8 protein-coding genes are annotated in these 17,520 nt (G+C 65.7%); 2 read left to right on the forward strand and 6 right to left on the reverse strand.

Annotation, left to right across the window (positions count from 1 at the left end):
* Window positions 1–131: 131 nt before the first annotated feature.
* Window positions 132–4,388, reverse strand: a complete 4,257-nt coding sequence (rpoC, locus tag TZ53_RS13655) for a DNA-directed RNA polymerase subunit beta' (protein WP_037482269.1) — start codon at window positions 4,386–4,388, stop codon at window positions 132–134.
* Window positions 4,389–4,473: 85 nt separating this feature from the next.
* Window positions 4,474–8,637 carry a DNA-directed RNA polymerase subunit beta gene (rpoB, locus tag TZ53_RS13660; RefSeq protein ID WP_044661637.1) on the reverse strand — a complete coding sequence of 1,388 codons (4,164 nt, stop codon included), beginning with the start codon at window positions 8,635–8,637 and terminating at the stop codon, window positions 4,474–4,476.
* Window positions 8,638–9,085: 448 nt separating this feature from the next.
* Here rpoB and TZ53_RS13665 point away from each other — a divergent pair, with 448 nt between their 5' ends.
* Window positions 9,086–11,344: a TonB-dependent receptor gene (locus TZ53_RS13665; protein ID WP_044661638.1), complete on the forward strand. Its 2,259-nt coding sequence runs from the start codon at window positions 9,086–9,088 to the stop codon at window positions 11,342–11,344.
* On the opposite strand, the gene TZ53_RS13670 is transcribed toward TZ53_RS13665, so the two are convergent.
* Complete coding sequence (locus TZ53_RS13670) at window positions 11,324–12,526, reverse strand: MFS transporter (RefSeq protein ID WP_229742469.1); 1,203 nt, start codon at window positions 12,524–12,526, stop codon at window positions 11,324–11,326. The genes TZ53_RS13665 and TZ53_RS13670 overlap by 21 nt on opposite strands.
* 119 nt (window positions 12,527–12,645) lie before the next feature.
* On the opposite strand from TZ53_RS13670, the gene TZ53_RS13675 reads away from it, so the two are divergent.
* Window positions 12,646–13,743: a helix-turn-helix transcriptional regulator gene (locus TZ53_RS13675; RefSeq protein WP_229742467.1), complete on the forward strand. Its 1,098-nt coding sequence runs from the start codon at window positions 12,646–12,648 to the stop codon at window positions 13,741–13,743.
* Between the two features lie 20 nt (window positions 13,744–13,763).
* Here TZ53_RS13675 and TZ53_RS13680 read toward each other — a convergent pair whose 3' ends face one another.
* Genes TZ53_RS13680 through TZ53_RS13690 form a run of 3 tightly spaced genes read right to left on the reverse strand, consistent with a single transcriptional unit; the run spans window position 13,764 to window position 17,347 of the window.
* Window positions 13,764–15,098 carry a cell wall hydrolase gene (locus TZ53_RS13680; RefSeq protein ID WP_044661641.1) on the reverse strand — a complete coding sequence of 445 codons (1,335 nt, stop codon included), beginning with the start codon at window positions 15,096–15,098 and terminating at the stop codon, window positions 13,764–13,766.
* Window positions 15,099–15,128: 30 nt separating this feature from the next.
* Window positions 15,129–16,046: a cysteine synthase A gene (cysK, locus tag TZ53_RS13685; RefSeq protein WP_044661642.1), complete on the reverse strand. Its 918-nt coding sequence runs from the start codon at window positions 16,044–16,046 to the stop codon at window positions 15,129–15,131.
* On the reverse strand, window positions 16,043–17,347 hold the full coding sequence (locus tag TZ53_RS13690) for an MFS transporter (protein WP_044661643.1): 1,305 nt from the start codon (window positions 17,345–17,347) through the stop codon (window positions 16,043–16,045). Before TZ53_RS13690 ends, cysK begins: the two co-directional genes overlap by 4 nt.
* Window positions 17,348–17,520: the final 173 nt, after the last annotated feature.

The following is a 17,520-nucleotide window of genomic DNA, read 5'->3' on the forward strand; positions in this document are numbered from 1 at the left end:
GGCGCAACCATAAAAGAAAACCCGCCGGACAGGCTGTCGCTTCCGGCGGGCTCTTCATCGATCCCCGATGGGGTACGAAGGCTGGGAGCCGCTTCCCGAGATAGGAAGCGGACCCCATTATTTCAAAGCGCTTATTCCATGTCCTCGGTGGTGAAATCCTCACCCTGGACGACGGCCAGCGGATCGTCGCCAATGGCGGCTTCCGGACCCTGGCGCAGTTCGGCGGCATGCTCTTCGGCAGCCGTCTTGGGCGCGATCAGGTCGACCTGGCTGGAGGCCCGCAGCGCCGCCCGCATCGCCGCGTCACGCGACGAGGCGGCGACGCGCATGCGGTTCATGCCGGCGCCGGTGCCCGCCGGGATCAGGCGGCCGACGATGACATTCTCCTTGAGCCCGACCAGCGTGTCCTTCTTGCCCTGGACCGCCGCTTCCGTGAGGACGCGGGTGGTTTCCTGGAAGGAGGCCGCCGAGATGAAGCTGCGCGTCTGGAGCGACGCCTTGGTGATGCCGAGCAGCACCGGCTTGCCCTCTGCCGGCTGGAAGCCGGGCTGGAGCTTGGCGTTGATCTCCTCCATCTCCTCGCGGTCGACCTGCTCGCCCACCAGCAGCGTGGTGTCGCCGGACACGGTGATCTCGACCTTTTGCAGCATCTGACGAACGATCGTTTCGATGTGCTTGTCGTTGATCTTCACGCCCTGCAGTCGATAGACTTCCTGGATTTCGGCAACCAGATATTCGGCCAGCGGCTCGATGCCGAGCACTTCGAGAATATCGTGCGGGTCGGGCGAACCACCGATCAGGTTGTCGCCGCGCTTCACATAGTCGCCTTCCTGAACGTCGATCACCTTGCTCTTGGGGATGAGGTATTCGACCGGCTCGCCGCCATCCTCCGGATTGATGGCGATCTTGCGCTTCGCCTTGTAATCCTTGAGGAACTGGACGCGGCCCGACACCTTGGCAATGATGGCATTGTCCTTGGGCTTGCGGGCTTCGAACAGTTCGGCGACGCGCGGCAGACCGCCGGTGATGTCGCGGGTCTTGGCCGCTTCGCGGCTGACACGCGCCAGCACGTCACCGGCCTGCACCTGCGCGCCGTCGTCCACCGACAGGGTCGCCCCCACCGCCAGCATATAGCGTGCGGCTTCGCCCGACTGGTCGTCGAGCAGGGTGAGGCGCGGACGAAGGTCTTCCTTGGTGCGGGCGGACCCACGATGCTCGGTCACGACGCGCTGCGCGATGCCGGTCGCTTCGTCGGTCTGTTCGGTCAGCGTCTTGCCGTCGATCAGGTCCTGATACTTCACGATGCCCGGCTTTTCGGTGATCACCGGCATGGTGAAGGGGTCCCACTCAGCGAAGCGATCGCCCTTCTTCACGGTGTCGCCATCCGCGAACAGGATGGTGGCGCCGTAAGGCAGGCGGTGCGTTTCGCGCTCGCGGCCCTCGCTGTCGATGATCGCGATCTCGCCATTGCGGGCGAGCGACAGGCGGCGGCCATTCTTGTCGGTGATGGTCGGCATGTCGCGCAGCTCGATCGTGCCGTCCGACATGGCTTCCAGGTTCGACGTTTCGTTGAAGTTCGCCGCGCCGCCGATGTGGAAGGTCCGCATGGTAAGCTGCGTGCCCGGCTCGCCGATGGACTGCGCCGCGATGACGCCGACCGCTTCACCGATATTGACCGGCGTACCACGGGCGAGGTCACGGCCGTAGCACTTGCCACAGACGCCCATCTTGCTTTCGCAGATCAGCGGGCTGCGGATCTTCACGGCCTGCGTGCCGATGGCCTCGATCTGCGCGACCAGCGCTTCGTCGAGCAGCGTGCCGATCGGCACGATGACCGAACCGTCCTTGCTGTCGACGATGTCCTGCGCCGTGGTGCGGCCCAGAATTCGTTCGCCGAGCGAAGCGATGACCGAGCCGCCCTGCACGATGGCCTTCATCTCCAGCGCCTTGTCGGTGCCGCAATCCTCCTCGACGACGGTGCAGTCCTGGCTGACGTCGACCAGACGGCGGGTCAGGTAACCCGAGTTCGCCGTCTTGAGCGCGGTGTCGGCCAGACCCTTGCGGGCGCCGTGGGTGGAGTTGAAATATTCAAGGACGGTGAGACCTTCCTTGAAGTTCGAGATGATCGGCGTTTCGATGATCTCACCCGACGGCTTGGCCATCAGGCCGCGCATGCCGGCAAGCTGCTTCATCTGCGCCTGCGAACCACGGGCACCGGAATGCGCCATCATGTAGATGGAGTTGATCGGCGCCATGCGGCCCGTATTCGGGTCCTTGGGCTGGGCGCGGATTTCGTCCATCATGGCGTTCGCGACCTGGTCGCCGCAACGGCTCCAGGCGTCGATCACCTTGTTGTACTTTTCCTGCTGGGTGATCAGACCGTCCTGATATTGCTGCTCATAGTCGGCCACCAGCGCCTTGGTTTCGTCGACCATCGCGGTCTTCGAATCCGGGATCACCATGTCGTCCTTGCCGAAGCTGATGCCCGCCTGGAACGCGTGGCGGAAGCCCAGCGCCATGATGGCGTCGGCGAACAGCACCGTGTCCTTCTGGCCGGTGTGGCGATAGACCTGGTCGATGACGTCCCCGATTTCCTTCTTGGTGAGAAGGCGGTTGACGACGTCGAAGGGCACCTTGTGCGACTTGGGCAGGCATTCGCCCAGCAGCATGCGGCCCGGCGTGGTCTCGAAGCGCTTCATATACTGATTGCCGGCTTCGTCGGTCTGCGGCACGCGGCTGATGATCTTCGAGTGCAGGGTGACGGCCTTGGCATAGAGGGCCTGATGGACCTCCTGCATGTCGGCCAGCAGCATGCCTTCGCCCGGCTCGCCTTCGCGTTCCATCGACAGATAATAGATGCCCAGCACCATGTCCTGCGAGGGGACGATGATCGGCTTGCCGTTCGCGGGGCTGAGGATGTTGTTGGTCGACATCATCAGCACGCGGGCTTCAAGCTGGGCTTCCAGCGACAGCGGCACGTGGACGGCCATCTGGTCGCCGTCGAAGTCGGCGTTGAAGGCCGAGCAGACCAGCGGGTGAAGCTGGATCGCCTTGCCCTCGATCAGCACGGGTTCGAACGCCTGGATGCCGAGGCGGTGGAGCGTCGGCGCGCGGTTCAGCATGACCGGGTGCTCGCGAATGACTTCGTCGAGAATGTCCCAGACTTCCTTGCGCTCCTTCTCGACCCACTTCTTGGCCTGCTTCAGGGTCATGGAGAGACCCTTGGCGTCGAGGCGGGCGTAGATGAAGGGCTTGAACAGTTCGAGCGCCATCTTCTTGGGCAGGCCGCACTGGTGCAGCTTGAGTTCCGGGCCGGTCACGATGACCGAGCGGCCCGAATAGTCGACGCGCTTGCCGAGCAGGTTCTGACGGAAGCGGCCCTGCTTGCCCTTCAGCATGTCGGACAGCGACTTCAGCGGACGCTTGTTCGCGCCGGTGATGACGCGGCCGCGGCGGCCATTGTCGAACAGGGCGTCGACGGCCTCCTGCAGCATGCGCTTTTCGTTGCGGACGATGATGTCCGGCGCGCGCAGTTCCATCAGCCGCTTCAGGCGGTTGTTGCGGTTGATGACGCGGCGATAGAGGTCGTTCAGGTCCGAGGTCGCGAAGCGGCCGCCGTCCAGGGGAACAAGCGGGCGCAGTTCCGGCGGGATGACCGGCACGACGTCCAGGATCATCCACTCCGGCCGGTTGCCCGATTCCAGGAAGGACTCGACGACCTTCAGCCGCTTGATGATCTTCTTGGGCTTCAGTTCCGACTTGGTGACGGCCAGTTCGTCCAGCAGCGCCTGCTTCTCGCCCTCAAGGTCGAGGTCCATCAGCATCTGCTTGACCGCTTCCGCGCCGATGCCGGCGGAGAAGGCGTCTTCGCCATATTCGTCCTGCGCGTCGAGCAGTTCGTCCTCGGTCAGGAGCTGATACTTCTCCAGCGGGGTCAGGCCCGGCTCGGTGACGATGTAGCTTTCGAAATACAGGACGCGCTCAAGCTGCTTGAGCTGCATGTCGAGCAGCAGGCCGATGCGCGAGGGCAGCGACTTCAGGAACCAGATGTGCGCGACGGGCGCGGCCAGTTCGATATGGCCCATCCGTTCGCGGCGGACCTTCGACACCGTGACTTCGACACCGCATTTTTCGCAGACGATGCCCTTGTACTTCATGCGCTTGTACTTGCCGCACAGGCATTCATAGTCCTTGATCGGACCGAAGATGCGGGCGCAGAACAGGCCGTCACGTTCCGGCTTGAACGTGCGGTAGTTGATGGTTTCCGGCTTCTTGATCTCGCCGAAGGACCAGCTGCGGATGCGCTCCGGAGAGGCAAGGCCGATCTGGATCTGGTCGAAGGTTTCCGGCTTCTGGATCGGATTGGCGAAGTTCGTCAGTTCGTTCATTTTTCAGTCCCTCTAGAGGGTAAATTGTTCGGGGCGGGGCAGGGAGGGAGCGCCGTCTTCGGGAGACAGCGCTCCGGAGTTCCCTTTATTCCGCCGCCTGCGCGAAGCCGTCATCGTCCTCGATCTCGTCCATCGACGCGAGTTCGACATTGAGGCCCAGCGAGCGCATTTCCTTGACCAGCACGTTGAAGCTTTCGGGAATGCCGGCCTCGAACGTGTCGTCGCCCTTGACGATCGCCTCATAGACCTTGGTGCGGCCGACCACGTCGTCCGACTTCACCGTCAGCATTTCCTGCAGCGTGTAGGCGGCGCCATAGGCCTGGAGCGCCCACACCTCCATCTCACCGAAGCGCTGGCCGCCGAACTGCGCCTTGCCGCCCAGCGGCTGCTGAGTGACGAGGCTGTAGGGGCCGATGGAGCGTGCGTGGATCTTGTCGTCGACCAGGTGGTGCAGCTTCAGCATGTAGATGATGCCGACAGTCACCTTGCGGTCGAACTTGTCGCCCGTGCGACCATCGAACAGGTCCGACTGCCCCGACGAGTGCAGGCCCGCCAGTTCCAGCATCGCCGACACGTCCGCTTCGCGGGCTCCGTCGAACACCGGGGTCGCCATCGGCACGCCGCGTGCGAGATGTTCGGCCAGGTCCACGATCTGGTCGGCCGTGCGGCCTTCGATCTGGTCGGCATATTGCGGCCCATAGGTTTCGAGCAGGCGGGTCTTCACCGCATCCGGCATCTCACCGCCCTGCGCGTTCGGGTTGGCTTCGCGCCATTCCTCCAGCGCATGCTTGAGCTGCTGGCCCAGGCCGCGCGCGGCCCAGCCGAGGTGCGTTTCGAAGATCTGCCCGACGTTCATGCGCGACGGCACGCCCAGCGGGTTCAGCACGATGTCGACATGGGTGCCGTCCTCCAGGAACGGCATGTCCTCGATCGGCAGGATGCGCGAGATGACGCCCTTGTTGCCGTGACGGCCGGCCATCTTGTCGCCCGGCTGCAGCTTGCGCTTCACCGCGACGAAGACCTTCACCATCTTGAGCACGCCCGGGGGCAGTTCGTCGCCGCGCTGCAGCTTGTCGACGCGGTCCTCGAACTTCTCGACGATCAGCTTCACCGCTTCGTCATATTGCGCCTTGACGGCTTCGATGCCGGCCTGGCGGGCGTCGTCCGCAACGGCGAACTTCCACCATTCATGACGCTCGACCTCAGCCAGCAGGGCTTCGTCGATTTCCACGCCCTTGCGCACGCCCTTGGGAGCGGCCGTGGCGGTCTGGCCCAGCAGCATTTCCTGGAGGCGGTTGAAGGTCGCGCGGTTCAGGATGGCGCGTTCGTCCTCGCGGTCCTTGGCGAGGCGGTCGATTTCCTCCCGCTCGATTGCCATGGCGCGCTCATCCTTGTCGATGCCGTGGCGGTTGAAGACGCGGACTTCCACGACCGTGCCGGCCACGCCCGGCGGCAGACGCAGCGAGGTGTCGCGCACGTCGCTCGCCTTTTCACCGAAGATGGCGCGGAGCAGCTTTTCTTCCGGGGTCATCGGCGATTCGCCCTTGGGGGTGATCTTGCCGACCAGGATGTCGCCCGGCTCCACTTCGGCGCCGATATAGACGATGCCCGCCTCGTCGAGGTTGCGCAGCGCTTCCTCGCCGACGTTCGGAATGTCGCGGGTGATGTCTTCCGGACCCAGCTTGGTGTCGCGGGCCATGACCTCGAACTCCTCGATATGGATCGAGGTGAAGACGTCATCCTTCACGATCCGCTCGGAGATCAGGATGGAGTCCTCGTAGTTGTAGCCGTTCCAGGGCATGAACGCGACCAGCGTGTTGCGGCCCAGCGCCAGCTCGCCGAACTCGGTCGACGGGCCGTCCGCGATGACGTCGCCGGCTTCGATCAGGTCGCCCACCTTCACCAGCGGGCGCTGGTTGATGCAGGTGTCCTGGTTGGAGCGCTGGAACTTCTGCAGCGTGTAGATGTCGACGCCCGACTGGCCGGGTTCGATGTCGCCGGTGGCGCGGATCACGATGCGGGTCGCGTCGACCTGATCGATGATGCCCGCGCGACGCGCCGCGATGGCGGCGCCCGAGTCACGCGCAACCGTGCCTTCCATGCCGGTGCCGACGAACGGCGCCTCGGCACGGACCAGCGGCACGGCCTGACGCTGCATGTTCGATCCCATGAGCGCGCGGTTGGCGTCGTCATTTTCCAGGAACGGGATGAGCGAGGCCGCGACCGACACCAGCTGCTTGGGGCTGACGTCCATCAGGGTGATGTGGTCCTTGGGCGCCATCAGGAATTCGCCCGCTTCACGCGCCGAGATCAGGTCTTCGGCCAGCGTGCCCTCTTCGGTCAGCTCGGCGTTGGCCTGCGCGATCGTGTGCTTGGCTTCTTCCATCGCCGACAGATAGACGACCTCGTTCGTTACCTTGCCGTCGATCACCTTGCGGTAGGGCGTTTCGATGAAGCCGTATTTGTTCACGCGGCTGAAGGTCGCGAGGCTGTTGATCAGGCCGATGTTCGGGCCTTCCGGCGTTTCGATCGGGCAGATGCGGCCATAATGGGTCGGGTGAACGTCGCGGACTTCGAAGCCGGCGCGCTCGCGGGTCAGGCCGCCCGGCCCAAGCGCCGACACGCGGCGCTTGTGGGTGACTTCCGACAGCGGGTTGGTCTGGTCCATGAACTGCGAAAGCTGCGAGGAGCCGAAGAACTCACGCACGGCGGCCACGGCGGGCTTGGCGTTGATGAGGTCGTTCGGCATCACGGTCGACACGTCGACGCTCGACATGCGTTCCTTGACGGCGCGCTCCATGCGGAGAAGCCCGACGCGATACTGGTTTTCCAGCAGTTCGCCCACCGAGCGGACGCGGCGGTTGCCGAGATTGTCGATGTCGTCGATCTCGCCCTTGCCGTCCTTCAGGTTCACCAGTTCCTTGACGACCGCAAGGATGTCCTCGGTCCGCAGGGTGGTGACGGTATCCTCGGCGTCGAGGTCGAGGCGCATGTTGAGCTTGACGCGGCCCACGGCCGACAGGTCGTAGCGTTCCGGATCGAAGAAGAGGCCGGCGAAGAGGGCTTCGGCGGTTTCCTTCGTCGGCGGTTCGCCGGGGCGCATCACGCGATAGATGTCGGCCAGCGCCTGGTCCCGCTCCTCGGCCTTGTCGGCCTTCAGCGTGTTGCGGATCCACGGGCCGGTGGTGACATGGTCGATGTCGAGCAGTTCGAGGCGGTCGATGCCCGCCTTGTCCAGCTTCTCCAGATTTTCCGGCGATACTTCGTCCCCGGCCTCGATGTAGATTTCGCCGGTCGACTCGTTGATGAGGTCATAGGCGCTGTAGCGGCCATAGACTTCCTCGGTCGGGATCAGAAGGGTTTCAAGGCCGTCCTTCTCCGCCTTGTTGGCGGCGCGGGGCGAAATCTTGTGACCGGCGGCGAACACCACCTCGCCCGACTTGGCGTCGACGATGTCGAAGGCGGGCTTCTGGCCGCGCCAGGCTTCGGCGGTGTAGGGAATCTGCCAGCCGCCTTCGCCGCGCAGGAAGGTCACCTTGTTGTAGAAATAGCCCAGAATGTCCTCGGCATTGAGGCCGAGCGCATAGAGCAACGCCGTGACCGGCAGCTTGCGCTTGCGGTCGATGCGGACGTTGACGATGTCCTTGGCGTCGAATTCGAAGTCGAGCCACGAACCGCGATAGGGGATCACGCGGGCGGCGAACAGATATTTGCCCGAAGAGTGGGTCTTGCCCCGGTCATGGTCGAACAGGACGCCCGGCGAGCGGTGCATCTGCGACACGATGACGCGCTCCGTGCCGTTGACGATGAAGGTGCCGTTCTGCGTCATGAGCGGCATGTCGCCCATGTAAACGTCCTGCTCCTTGATGTCCAAAACGGAGCGGGTTTCGGTGTCGGCATCCACCTCGAACACGATCAGGCGCAGCGTGACGCGCATCGGCGCCGCATAGGTGATGCCGCGCTGACGGCATTCCTCGACGTCATATTTCGGGTCTTCCAGCTCGTAATGGACGAAGTCCATTTCGGCGGTGCCGGCGAAATCGCGGATCGGGAAGACCGAGCGCAGGGTCTTTTCCAGGCCGGAGACATAGCCGATCGACGGATCGGAACGGAGGAACTGCTCATAGCTCTCCCGCTGGACTTCGATCAGGTTCGGCATCTGCACCACTTCGTGGATGTCGCCGAATACCTTTCTGATGCGCTTCTTCGCGCCGGTATTGCTGATCGTGGGGAGAGCTTTGGTCGCCATTGCGTATCCTGCCTGGTTGTTCGTCGCATTTTTTCGCATCGCAGCGAAAATTCAGCCTGGCCTGTCGGTTTCAGGGGTGATTCGCCCCTCCACCGCCACGCAAAAAAGTGCGGGCCGGGACTGTCCGATCCGCACTGTCAGCGTCTTGTGACCCGCCGTTTTCGCCCAATCCCGCCGGTCCCGTGCGCTAAACGAAGCCGGTCCCCGGGCGATCCGGGGGACGGTTCCCGCACGCCCGAGGGCAGTGCAAGAGCCGGATTTGAAAGACCCATATAGGCTCTATGCCCGCTCTTGTGAAGGGGGCAGGTCTGTTGATTCTGGCTGGTTGCCGCGTCAGGTCGTTGCTGTAGAGAGATGGGATGGCTTTTGCCGGGATTCAACCTCTTCTGCCGTCTGCTCGTCTGTCGTGAAGCCATGGGCGCGTCTGTGTTGCGCTTTCGCACTGGCCATGGCGGCGCCTGCCTATGGGCAGGAGGACGATGAAGCCGGGGAACCTTCCGCCGGCGAGCATGCCGTCTTCGTCACCGCCCGTCGCGTGGCCGAAGCGCAGGAGAGGGTGCCGATCAGTCTTGACCGCCTTGATGCGGCCGATCTGGAACGGCGCGGTATTGCCAGGCTGGCCGATCTGGCTGGCGTCGTGCCTAATCTCACCATGCCGACCATAGGTGCCTTTGGTGCGCAGCAGCCGATCATGCGCGGCGTCTTTTCTCCCATCGGCGCATCCACGATTGGCCTCTATGTCGATGACGTGCCTATTCAGATCCGGTCGCTGGAGGTGGCGGGCAATCCCGACCTGCGCCGTTTCGACCTCGACCGCGTCGAGGTGCTGCGCGGGCCGCAGGGCACGCTGTTCGGCGCGGATTCCATGGGCGGCACCATCCGCACCCTGACCCGGCAGCCTCAACTGGAAGGCTTGGATGGGCAGGCCAGCGGCGAGTTTGCGTTGGTCGGGAGAGGGGGATTCAGCCGCGAAATGCAGGCGGCCCTGGGCGGCGCCATATTGCCCGGCCAGATCGGCATGCGCGTCAGCGCTTATTATCGCCGCGATGCCGGCGTTATCGACCGGTTCGGCCCTGTTTCCGGCGGGCTGTTGACGAAGAATATCGATCACGACGCGGCGCTGGGTCTGCGCTTCGCGTTGAAGGCGGCTCTTGGCGAGCGCCTGGAGTTGACGCCGTCGCTTTTCTTCCAGAGGGCGAAGCGGGGCGACCTGCCCTTTTACGAAAGCAGCCTGGGTCTCTTCCGTCAGACCGCCAGCCTCCGCCAGCCGGGCCATGATCGTTTCCTTTTGCCCGGCCTCACTGCGCGGCTGGACCTGGGCGGCGCCGTGCTCACCGGCGTCACCGCCTGGTTGGACCGCCGCAACCGCCAGATAGTGGATTATTCGGGATATTTCGGAGAGATCATATTGGGTGGCATGGTCCCGGGAATCCGTACGCCCGGCGGCAGCTATAGCCGGACGACGGTCGATCAAACGGTTTTCACGCAGGAGTTGCGCATTGCATCCGCCGATCCTCGTGCGTCCGTCCGCTGGCTCGTCGGCGGCTTCTACAGCCGATCGCGGATCGCCATGGAACAGCATGTGGTCGAGCCTGGGATCGCCGATCTCGCGCAGTCGCAACTGGGCCTGTCGATCGAGGAGATTTTCGGCCTGCCGTTGCTGCCCGGCGGGCTGAGCTATCAAAGCCGGCAGCAAATTCGCGAGCGCACGCTGGCGGTTTTCGGGCAGGCAAACTGGACCTTCGCGCCCCGTTGGGAAGTGACGGGAGGCCTGCGTCTGTCCTATAATCCATTGCGCTTCCGCTTGATGTCGGAGGGGCCTTTTGCGGGCGGCAGCAACGCGGTCGGGCCCCGGGGACAAAGCGATACGCCCCTCATTCCCTATGCCGGGCTGTCCTGGCGACCGGGGGGCGACAGTCTTGTCTATCTGAGCGCCGGCAAGGGTTTTCGCGGCGGGGGGACCAATGGAGCGGTGCCGGCGAACAGTTGCGCGGCCGATCTTTCGGCGCTGGGCCGCGCTGCCGCACCGGACAGCTATGGCTCCGACTCGCTCTGGAGTTATGAGGTGGGCGTAAAGGCGGGATTGCCCGCTCGGCGGCTTCACTTGTCGTTGGCCGCTTTCCGCATCGACTGGCGACGCATACAGCAGTCCGTCACCTTGCCCAATTGCGGCTTTTCCTATGTCGACAACCTGGGGGCGGCTCGCAATCAGGGTGTCGAGCTGGCGTTACGGAGCGAGCCGCTGCGGCGGCTGGTGCTGGATTTCTCGTTCGGCTTCGTGGATGCGCGTTTCCGCCGCGATGTTGGGCTTCCAGGCTCGACTATCGTCGCGGCGGGCGACCGGATACCCTATGTACCGCGATGGTCGGGGACGCTGGCGGCGGAATATGGCTTTACGCTGCCGGGGCGGCTGGACGGTTTCGTGCGGACCGAATGGCGGCAGGCAGGGCGCTATCGCCGCGCACCTTCGACCCGGTCGGTGGCCTATGATCCGCGTGTCTATTCGGGCGAGGGAAGCGAACTGCTGTTCCTGCGCATGGGGCTTGGCCGCGATGGCTGGCAGTTGTCCGCCTTTGCCGACAATCTGCTGAACAGCCGCGCGCTGCTCTACCGCAATGCGGAGCTAGTGCCGGTAACCGGATCGCCGCTGCGCGAAATGGCGCAACGGCCGCGCACTGTCGGTCTGTCAGCCAGCTTCGGCCTGTGACGAACGAACCGATGCGATAAGCGGCGCGGCGGCCAGCGCGAGTGCCGCATAGACCGAGACGGGCAAGCCGTAACCGCCGCCCGCCGCGCGCATCTGGTCTGTCCAGAGCGGCGCCAGCGCGCCAACCAGGCTGATGATCGCGGTGTTGAGGCCGAGCAGCCGGGGGAACACCTCCGCCTCCACCGCGTCGGCCAGCAGCATCGATCCCGACTGGCCCGGCAGCGCGCTCGCAACGCCCCAGAGCAGGACGAACAGCCAGACCCCGGCCATGTCCATCATGCGGACGCCCAGCAGCGCCATGGTCCCCGCGGCCAGCAGCAGCGCCGTCGCGGTCAGGCTGTGCCGCGCGCCGAGCCGGTCGGCCAGCATGCCGCCCATCAACAGGGCGGGCAGGCCGAGCAGATTGGCGCTGCTATAGGCGAGGACCGCCGTGGATTGGCTCAGGCCCTCCGCCATCAGGCTGTCCACCGCCGCGAACAGCACGCCGTTGATCGCGAGCTGCAACAGGGTCATGGCCAGCACGATCCGGAGGAAATTCCCCGTCCGGATGGCTGCCGGGAGCGCGGTCCGCTCCACCGGCATCGGCCCGGCATCCGTCCGGTCCCCGGGGACGAGCAGCACCAGCAGGGGGCAGGCCAGCACGATCGCCGCCGAGCAGAACAGCATGGCCATGCGCCAGGTCCAGAAGGTCATGGCCGCCGCGACAAATGGCGGTACGACGGCGCCCGCGACGACGGCGGCGCCCAGAAAGACCGCAAGCGCCAGGCCTCGCCGCGCCACATGATGCCGCGTGATGACGGCGATGCCGGGCACGATGGTCGATGCGCCCGCGCCGAAGCCCGACAGCGCCATGCCCGCCATCAAGGCCGTTCGCTGCTGCGCGATGGCGGCGAGCGCGAAGCCGGCCGCACTGAGCAGAACGCCGATCAGCAGCACCGGCCGGACGCCGGCTTTTCCCATGGACGAGCCGACCGCCAGGCTGGCAAGGCTCATCGCCAGCAGGAACGCGGTGGCGCCGCCGCCCGCCTGCCCCCCGAAATCGGCCGCGATCCCGGGCAGGAGCACGCCCAGCGACATCAGCGTGCACCCCTGGACCAGCAGCGTCATGGCCGACAGGGCGAGGACCGGAAGCCAGGCCCCGTCTGCGGAAAAGCGGGGGAGGAGGAGCAAGGGACGCGGCACGACGGCAGCTTTATCCGTTTTTCCAGCAATTTGAATGGATCGGTGTCCGATTTGTGCAATGCGGCAGGGCGCAATTGCGTATATTCCGCATGGGGACGTGGAGAGATCGGGGCAAAGCTGTGATCCGGACGGAGGATATTTACGACGCGGCGACCGACGACGGCGCGTTCGACCGGCTGGCTTCGACGCTGGCCGACGCGGTCGGCGCGCGCTCGGGCGTTCTGCATTGGGGCCGCACGCCCCAGCATGTCGCGGAAATCTCCTACTCCGGCTATTTCACCGATGCGCAAATGGCGCTTTACGACGAGGAGTTTCAGGACGACGACATTTGGGGCGTTGCGCTGGACCGGGCAGAGGCGGTCAATCGCGTCTGGAATGTCGAAGCGCTCGTACCGACCCATGCCTATGAAGGCAGCCGCATCTACAATGAGTGGATCAAGGGCATGGGCGACGATACTTTCCGTTGCCTGGGCGGCGTGATCCGGAAGGACGGGACGACCGGCCATATCGGCCTGCATCGGGGCCGCGCGCAAAAGCCGTTCAACGAGGACGAAGTGCGGGCGATGCAGGACAGCATCGATCATATCGGCCGCATGTTCGCGATCCGCAGCAAGCTGGACCGCGCCAACCATTATGGCCGTTCGCTGCACGCCACGCTCGACATGGTGGGCCATGCCGTCTTCACCCTGCGCGCCAACGGCGCGCTGATCGACTGCAACCGGATGGCGGACGCGCTGCTGCGCCGGGGTGATGCGCTGAGCTTGCGTCAGCGGCAGTTGAAGGCGCGCGATCCCCGCGACGACGAAGCGTTGCAGGCCGCCTTCAGGGCCGCGACGGCCCGGCAGGGTGGACAGGCGAGCGCGATCTTCGTCCATCGCGAACGGGGCGCGCCCTATGTGCTGTCGATCGCCGCGGTGCGGGTCGGCATGGAGCGGCAGATCGTCGCGATCGCCACCGATCCCGCGGACCGGGACCAGAGCCTCGCCAGCCGCATCCGATCGCTTTACGGCCTCACCAGGGCGGAGGCGGAGGTGGCCGAAGCGCTTTGCCAGGGACGGGGCCTGGAAGACCTGTCGCAGGAACGCGGCGTGGCGCTCAACACCGTGCGGACGCAGATCAAGAATATCTATGTGAAGCTGGATTGCAGCCGCCAGTCCGAACTGGTCGCCCGCATCGGCGCGCTGCCGCGCCTGAGCGGGTTCGAGGACATGGAATAGCAGGCGAGGCGGAGCGCCCTTCAGGGTTGGGCGGGCGCCGTCACGGCCGGCGACGGCGGCGCGATCTTCACCACTTCGAAGCGTTCCTTGCGGCGCACGCCCGCCAGTTCCGGCGCGGCGGCGGGCGGCGGCGGGGCTGCCGCCCTGGGGTTCCGCTGGAGCATGCATTCATCCTTGTTGCCGCGCGGCGTCTGGAAGCAGTTCCAGAGCGAGCGCTGCAATCCCGTGGCGCTGTTGTGGATATAGGCGAAGGCCATGCTTTCCATCTGGTCGCCCGACAGAGGCAGGCCGCCCGGCGCGGTTCCCGCTCGCCAGGCCATGATCCGGCATTCCGGGCGCCCGGCGCAGAAGGTCTGGGCCATGGTCGGCCAACTGTCGGGGGAGATGGCGCGCCCCAGTTCGACCAGGAAACTCCTGGCCCCCGGCGCGATGGCGATGAGCCGGACGCCGGCCATCGTCCGGCCCAGCGAATCCGCCCCTATCGCCTGCTGCGGCCGGGCGGCGAGGTCGGCCAGCGTGCCGCCGGTCAGGGCAGGCGGGGACAGACCGGCGGGCGCATCCGGATCGCCCTGGTGCGCGGCGGACAGGCGCGCGATGCGCTGCACCAGCGGCTCGCCGCTTTCGCCCGCGCGGCGGAAGGCGGGGGGCGTGCCCCACCAGCCCCGCCAGCGAAAGAAGAGATGGGTGCCCACGGACGTGATCTTGTCCAGGCTGCCGCTCCAATAGGGCACGACCCAATCGGTATGATAATGGGTGGCGTAGCCGACCGGCTTGTACACCTTGCCCGCCAGGGCCGCCCGCGCGATGTCCCGCGCCCTTTCCCAGGCCGCCTGTGTCGGCGTGCGGGCGAGCGCGCCGTCGCAGGTGAAGGTGAACTGGCACCCCGTCGCCCGTTCCTGCCCCTGGAAGACGACGCCGCAGACCGTCTTGGGAAAGGCGGGATGCCGCACGCGGTTCAGCACCACCTGCGCGACGGCCCGCTCGCCCACGGCATCGTCGCCCGCCTCGTAAAGCTGCGCGGCGGCCAGGCAGTCCGTGGCGCGGGCGAGGTCGATGGGCGATCCTGAGAAGAGGAATGGCCGCGCCGCCGGATTGGGCAGGCGGGAGAAGGGAATGGCGGCGTTGAAGGCCCGCGCCTGATCGCGCTCCAGCGCATAGACCTCCACCGGCGCGACTGCCGGCGGCGGCGTGGCGGGGCGCGTGAGCCGGGCGGCGGCGACGGCTTCCGGGCGCGGCCTGCCGGGAGGCACCCGCGCCTCCCAGGCGGAAACCATAGCGGGCAGGCCGACGAACAGCACGAGCCAGAGCAGCCACATCGAACGATGCGGCTGGCTGGTGGGGTTTGCGTCGGTCATGCCCGTTCCGGCTCTAGCCTGTGTCTGGCCTTATTCGGGCAGGAAGTCGGGCACCGACAGATAGCGTTCGCCGGTGTCATAGTTGAAGCCCAGAACGCGGCTGCCCGCCGGGAGTTCCGGCAGCTTCTGATGGATGGCGGCCAGCGTCGCGCCGGAGGAGATGCCGACCAGCACGCCTTCCTCCCGCGCGGCGCGGCGGGCAAATTCCTTGGCGTCGGCCGGATCGACCTGGATCACGCCGTCCAGCAACTGGGTGTGGAGGTTGGCGGGGATGAAGCCCGCGCCGATCCCCTGGATCGGGTGAGGACCGGGCTGGCCGCCGCTGATGACATGGGACAGGGTCGGTTCGACCGCATAGACCTTCAGATGGGGCCAGAGCTGCTTGAGCACCTGCGCGACGCCGGTGATGTGGCCGCCGGTGCCGACGCCGGTAATCAGCGCGTCAAGCGGCGAGTCGGCAAAATCCGTGGCGATTTCCTGCGCCGTGGTGCGGACATGCACGTCGATATTGGCGGGGTTCTCGAACTGTTGCGGCATCCAGGAACCGGGGGTCTGCTCGACCAGTTCCAGCGCACGCTCGATCGCGCCCTTCATGCCCTTTTCGCGCGGCGTCAGGTCGAAGCTGGCGCCATAGGCCAGCATCAGCCGGCGGCGTTCCAGGCTCATGCTCTCGGGCATGACCAGGATCAGCCTGTAGCCCTTGACCGCCGCGACCATGGCCAGGCCGACGCCGGTATTGCCGGATGTCGGTTCGATGATGGTGCCGCCGGGCTTGAGATCGCCCGACGCCTCCGCCGCCTCGATCATCGACAGGGCGATTCGGTCCTTGATCGACCCGCCGGGGTTGGACCGTTCGGACTTGATCCACACCTCCGCATCACCGAACAGCCGGTTGACGCGGATATGCGGCGTGTTGCCGATGGTTTCCAAGATACTGGATGCCTTCATTGCACTTTCTCCTGCGTGGGCTCGGCCGCCCTTGTTTCGGGTGGGTCGAAGGTACGGGCAAGGCGGAGTTCTGGAAAGAGCTTCGCCCAGATAAGGGTTATCACGATGGCGCCGATCCCGCCGCCGATCACCGCCGCGACCGGCCCGACCAGCGCGGCGAGGAAGCCGGACTCCGCCTCGCCCAGTTCGTTGGAGGCGGAAATGGTGAGCTGCGACAGGCTGGATACGCGGCCGCGCATCTCGTCGGGGGTGTGAAGCTGGATCAGCGACTGGCGGACATAGACGGACACCATGTCGGCCGATCCCAGCAGGATCAGCGCGCCGATGCCGACTTCCGGCGCGATGGCGCGGGGCAGGAAGGCGGTCGAGCCGAAGACGATCGTGGCGATGCCGAAGAGGATGACGGCGCCCAGCATCTTGAGTCCGACTTCCGTCTTCATCGGCCGGAAGGAGAAGAAAAGGGCCGTGACCCCCGCGCCGATGCCGGGGGAAGCGGCGAGATGGCCGAGGCCGGCCGAACCCACATGCAATATGTCGCGGGCATAGACCGGGAGCAGCGCCGTCGCGCCCGCCAGCAGCACCGCGAACAGGTCGAGCGTGATGGTCGCCAGAACCAGCCGGTTGGTGCGGACATAGGTGAGGCCGTCGATCATCTGGCGCACCGGGTGCCGGCTGGTGTCGCGCGGCGGCTGAGGCACCGGGCCGATCAGCATCATGCAGAGCAGGGCGACCGTAAACAGCCCCGACGCCAGCGCATAGGCCCCCCAAGGCTGCATCGCATAGGCATAGCCGCCCAGCGCCGGGCCCGCGATCATGCCCGCCTGCCACACGACGCTGGAAATGGCGATCGCGTTGGGCAGCAGTTCGCGCGGGACCAGATTGGGGGCGAGCGCGCTATAGGCCGGGCCATTGAATGCACGCGCGACGCCGACCAGGGCGGCGATGCCGAAGATCAGCGGCAGGCTGACCCAGCCCTCATAGGTGGCGAAGGCGAGGACGGCCGACGCCAGCACCAGCAGCAGCAGGGTGAAACGGGTGATCAGGCGCCGGTCGAAATGGTCGGCCACCCATCCCGTCACGGGCGTCAGGAAGAAGAGGGGCAGGAACTGCGCCAGCCCGATCAGGCCGAGCTGGGCCGAGGCGGCGGCGGTGCTCATCGTTTCGCGGGCGACATTATAGGCCTGCCAGCCCAATATGATCATCATGCTATATTGCGCCAGAACCGTCGCCAGCCGCCCCAGCAGATAGGCCCGGAAATTGCCGAAGCGCAGGGGATGGGCGGGAACCGGGGGGCTAAGCATGCGCCCTCCTTAGCGCCTGCACAATGATCCTCGCAACCGCGGCGGTAGAGAAAAGGCGCAGCAATATTTGGGGCGGTGATGGTCTGGCTTTAGAGGAGATCGGGCCTGTTCCCCATGCGCTTGGGCATGGCGGCTTTCGGCTGGGCAGGCTTTCCGTGTCGGTGGGGTCGAAC

This window comes from Sphingobium sp. YBL2 (assembly GCF_000943805.1).
GTDB classification, from domain to species: domain Bacteria; phylum Pseudomonadota; class Alphaproteobacteria; order Sphingomonadales; family Sphingomonadaceae; genus Sphingobium; species Sphingobium fuliginis.

Excerpts from the sequence above, each read along its gene's own strand:
- rpoC (WP_037482269.1), bottom strand. The coding sequence starts at position 4,388 with ATGAACGAACTGACGAACTTCGCCAATCCGATCCAGAAGCCGGAAACC.
- rpoB (WP_044661637.1), bottom strand. The coding sequence starts at position 8,637 with ATGGCGACCAAAGCTCTCCCCACGATCAGCAATACCGGCGCGAAGAAG.
- TZ53_RS13665 (WP_044661638.1), top strand. The coding sequence starts at position 9,086 with ATGGCGGCGCCTGCCTATGGGCAGGAGGACGATGAAGCCGGGGAACCT.
- TZ53_RS13680 (WP_044661641.1), bottom strand. The coding sequence starts at position 15,098 with ATGACCGACGCAAACCCCACCAGCCAGCCGCATCGTTCGATGTGGCTG.
- cysK (WP_044661642.1), bottom strand. The coding sequence starts at position 16,046 with ATGAAGGCATCCAGTATCTTGGAAACCATCGGCAACACGCCGCATATC.
- TZ53_RS13690 (WP_044661643.1), bottom strand. The coding sequence starts at position 17,347 with ATGCTTAGCCCCCCGGTTCCCGCCCATCCCCTGCGCTTCGGCAATTTC.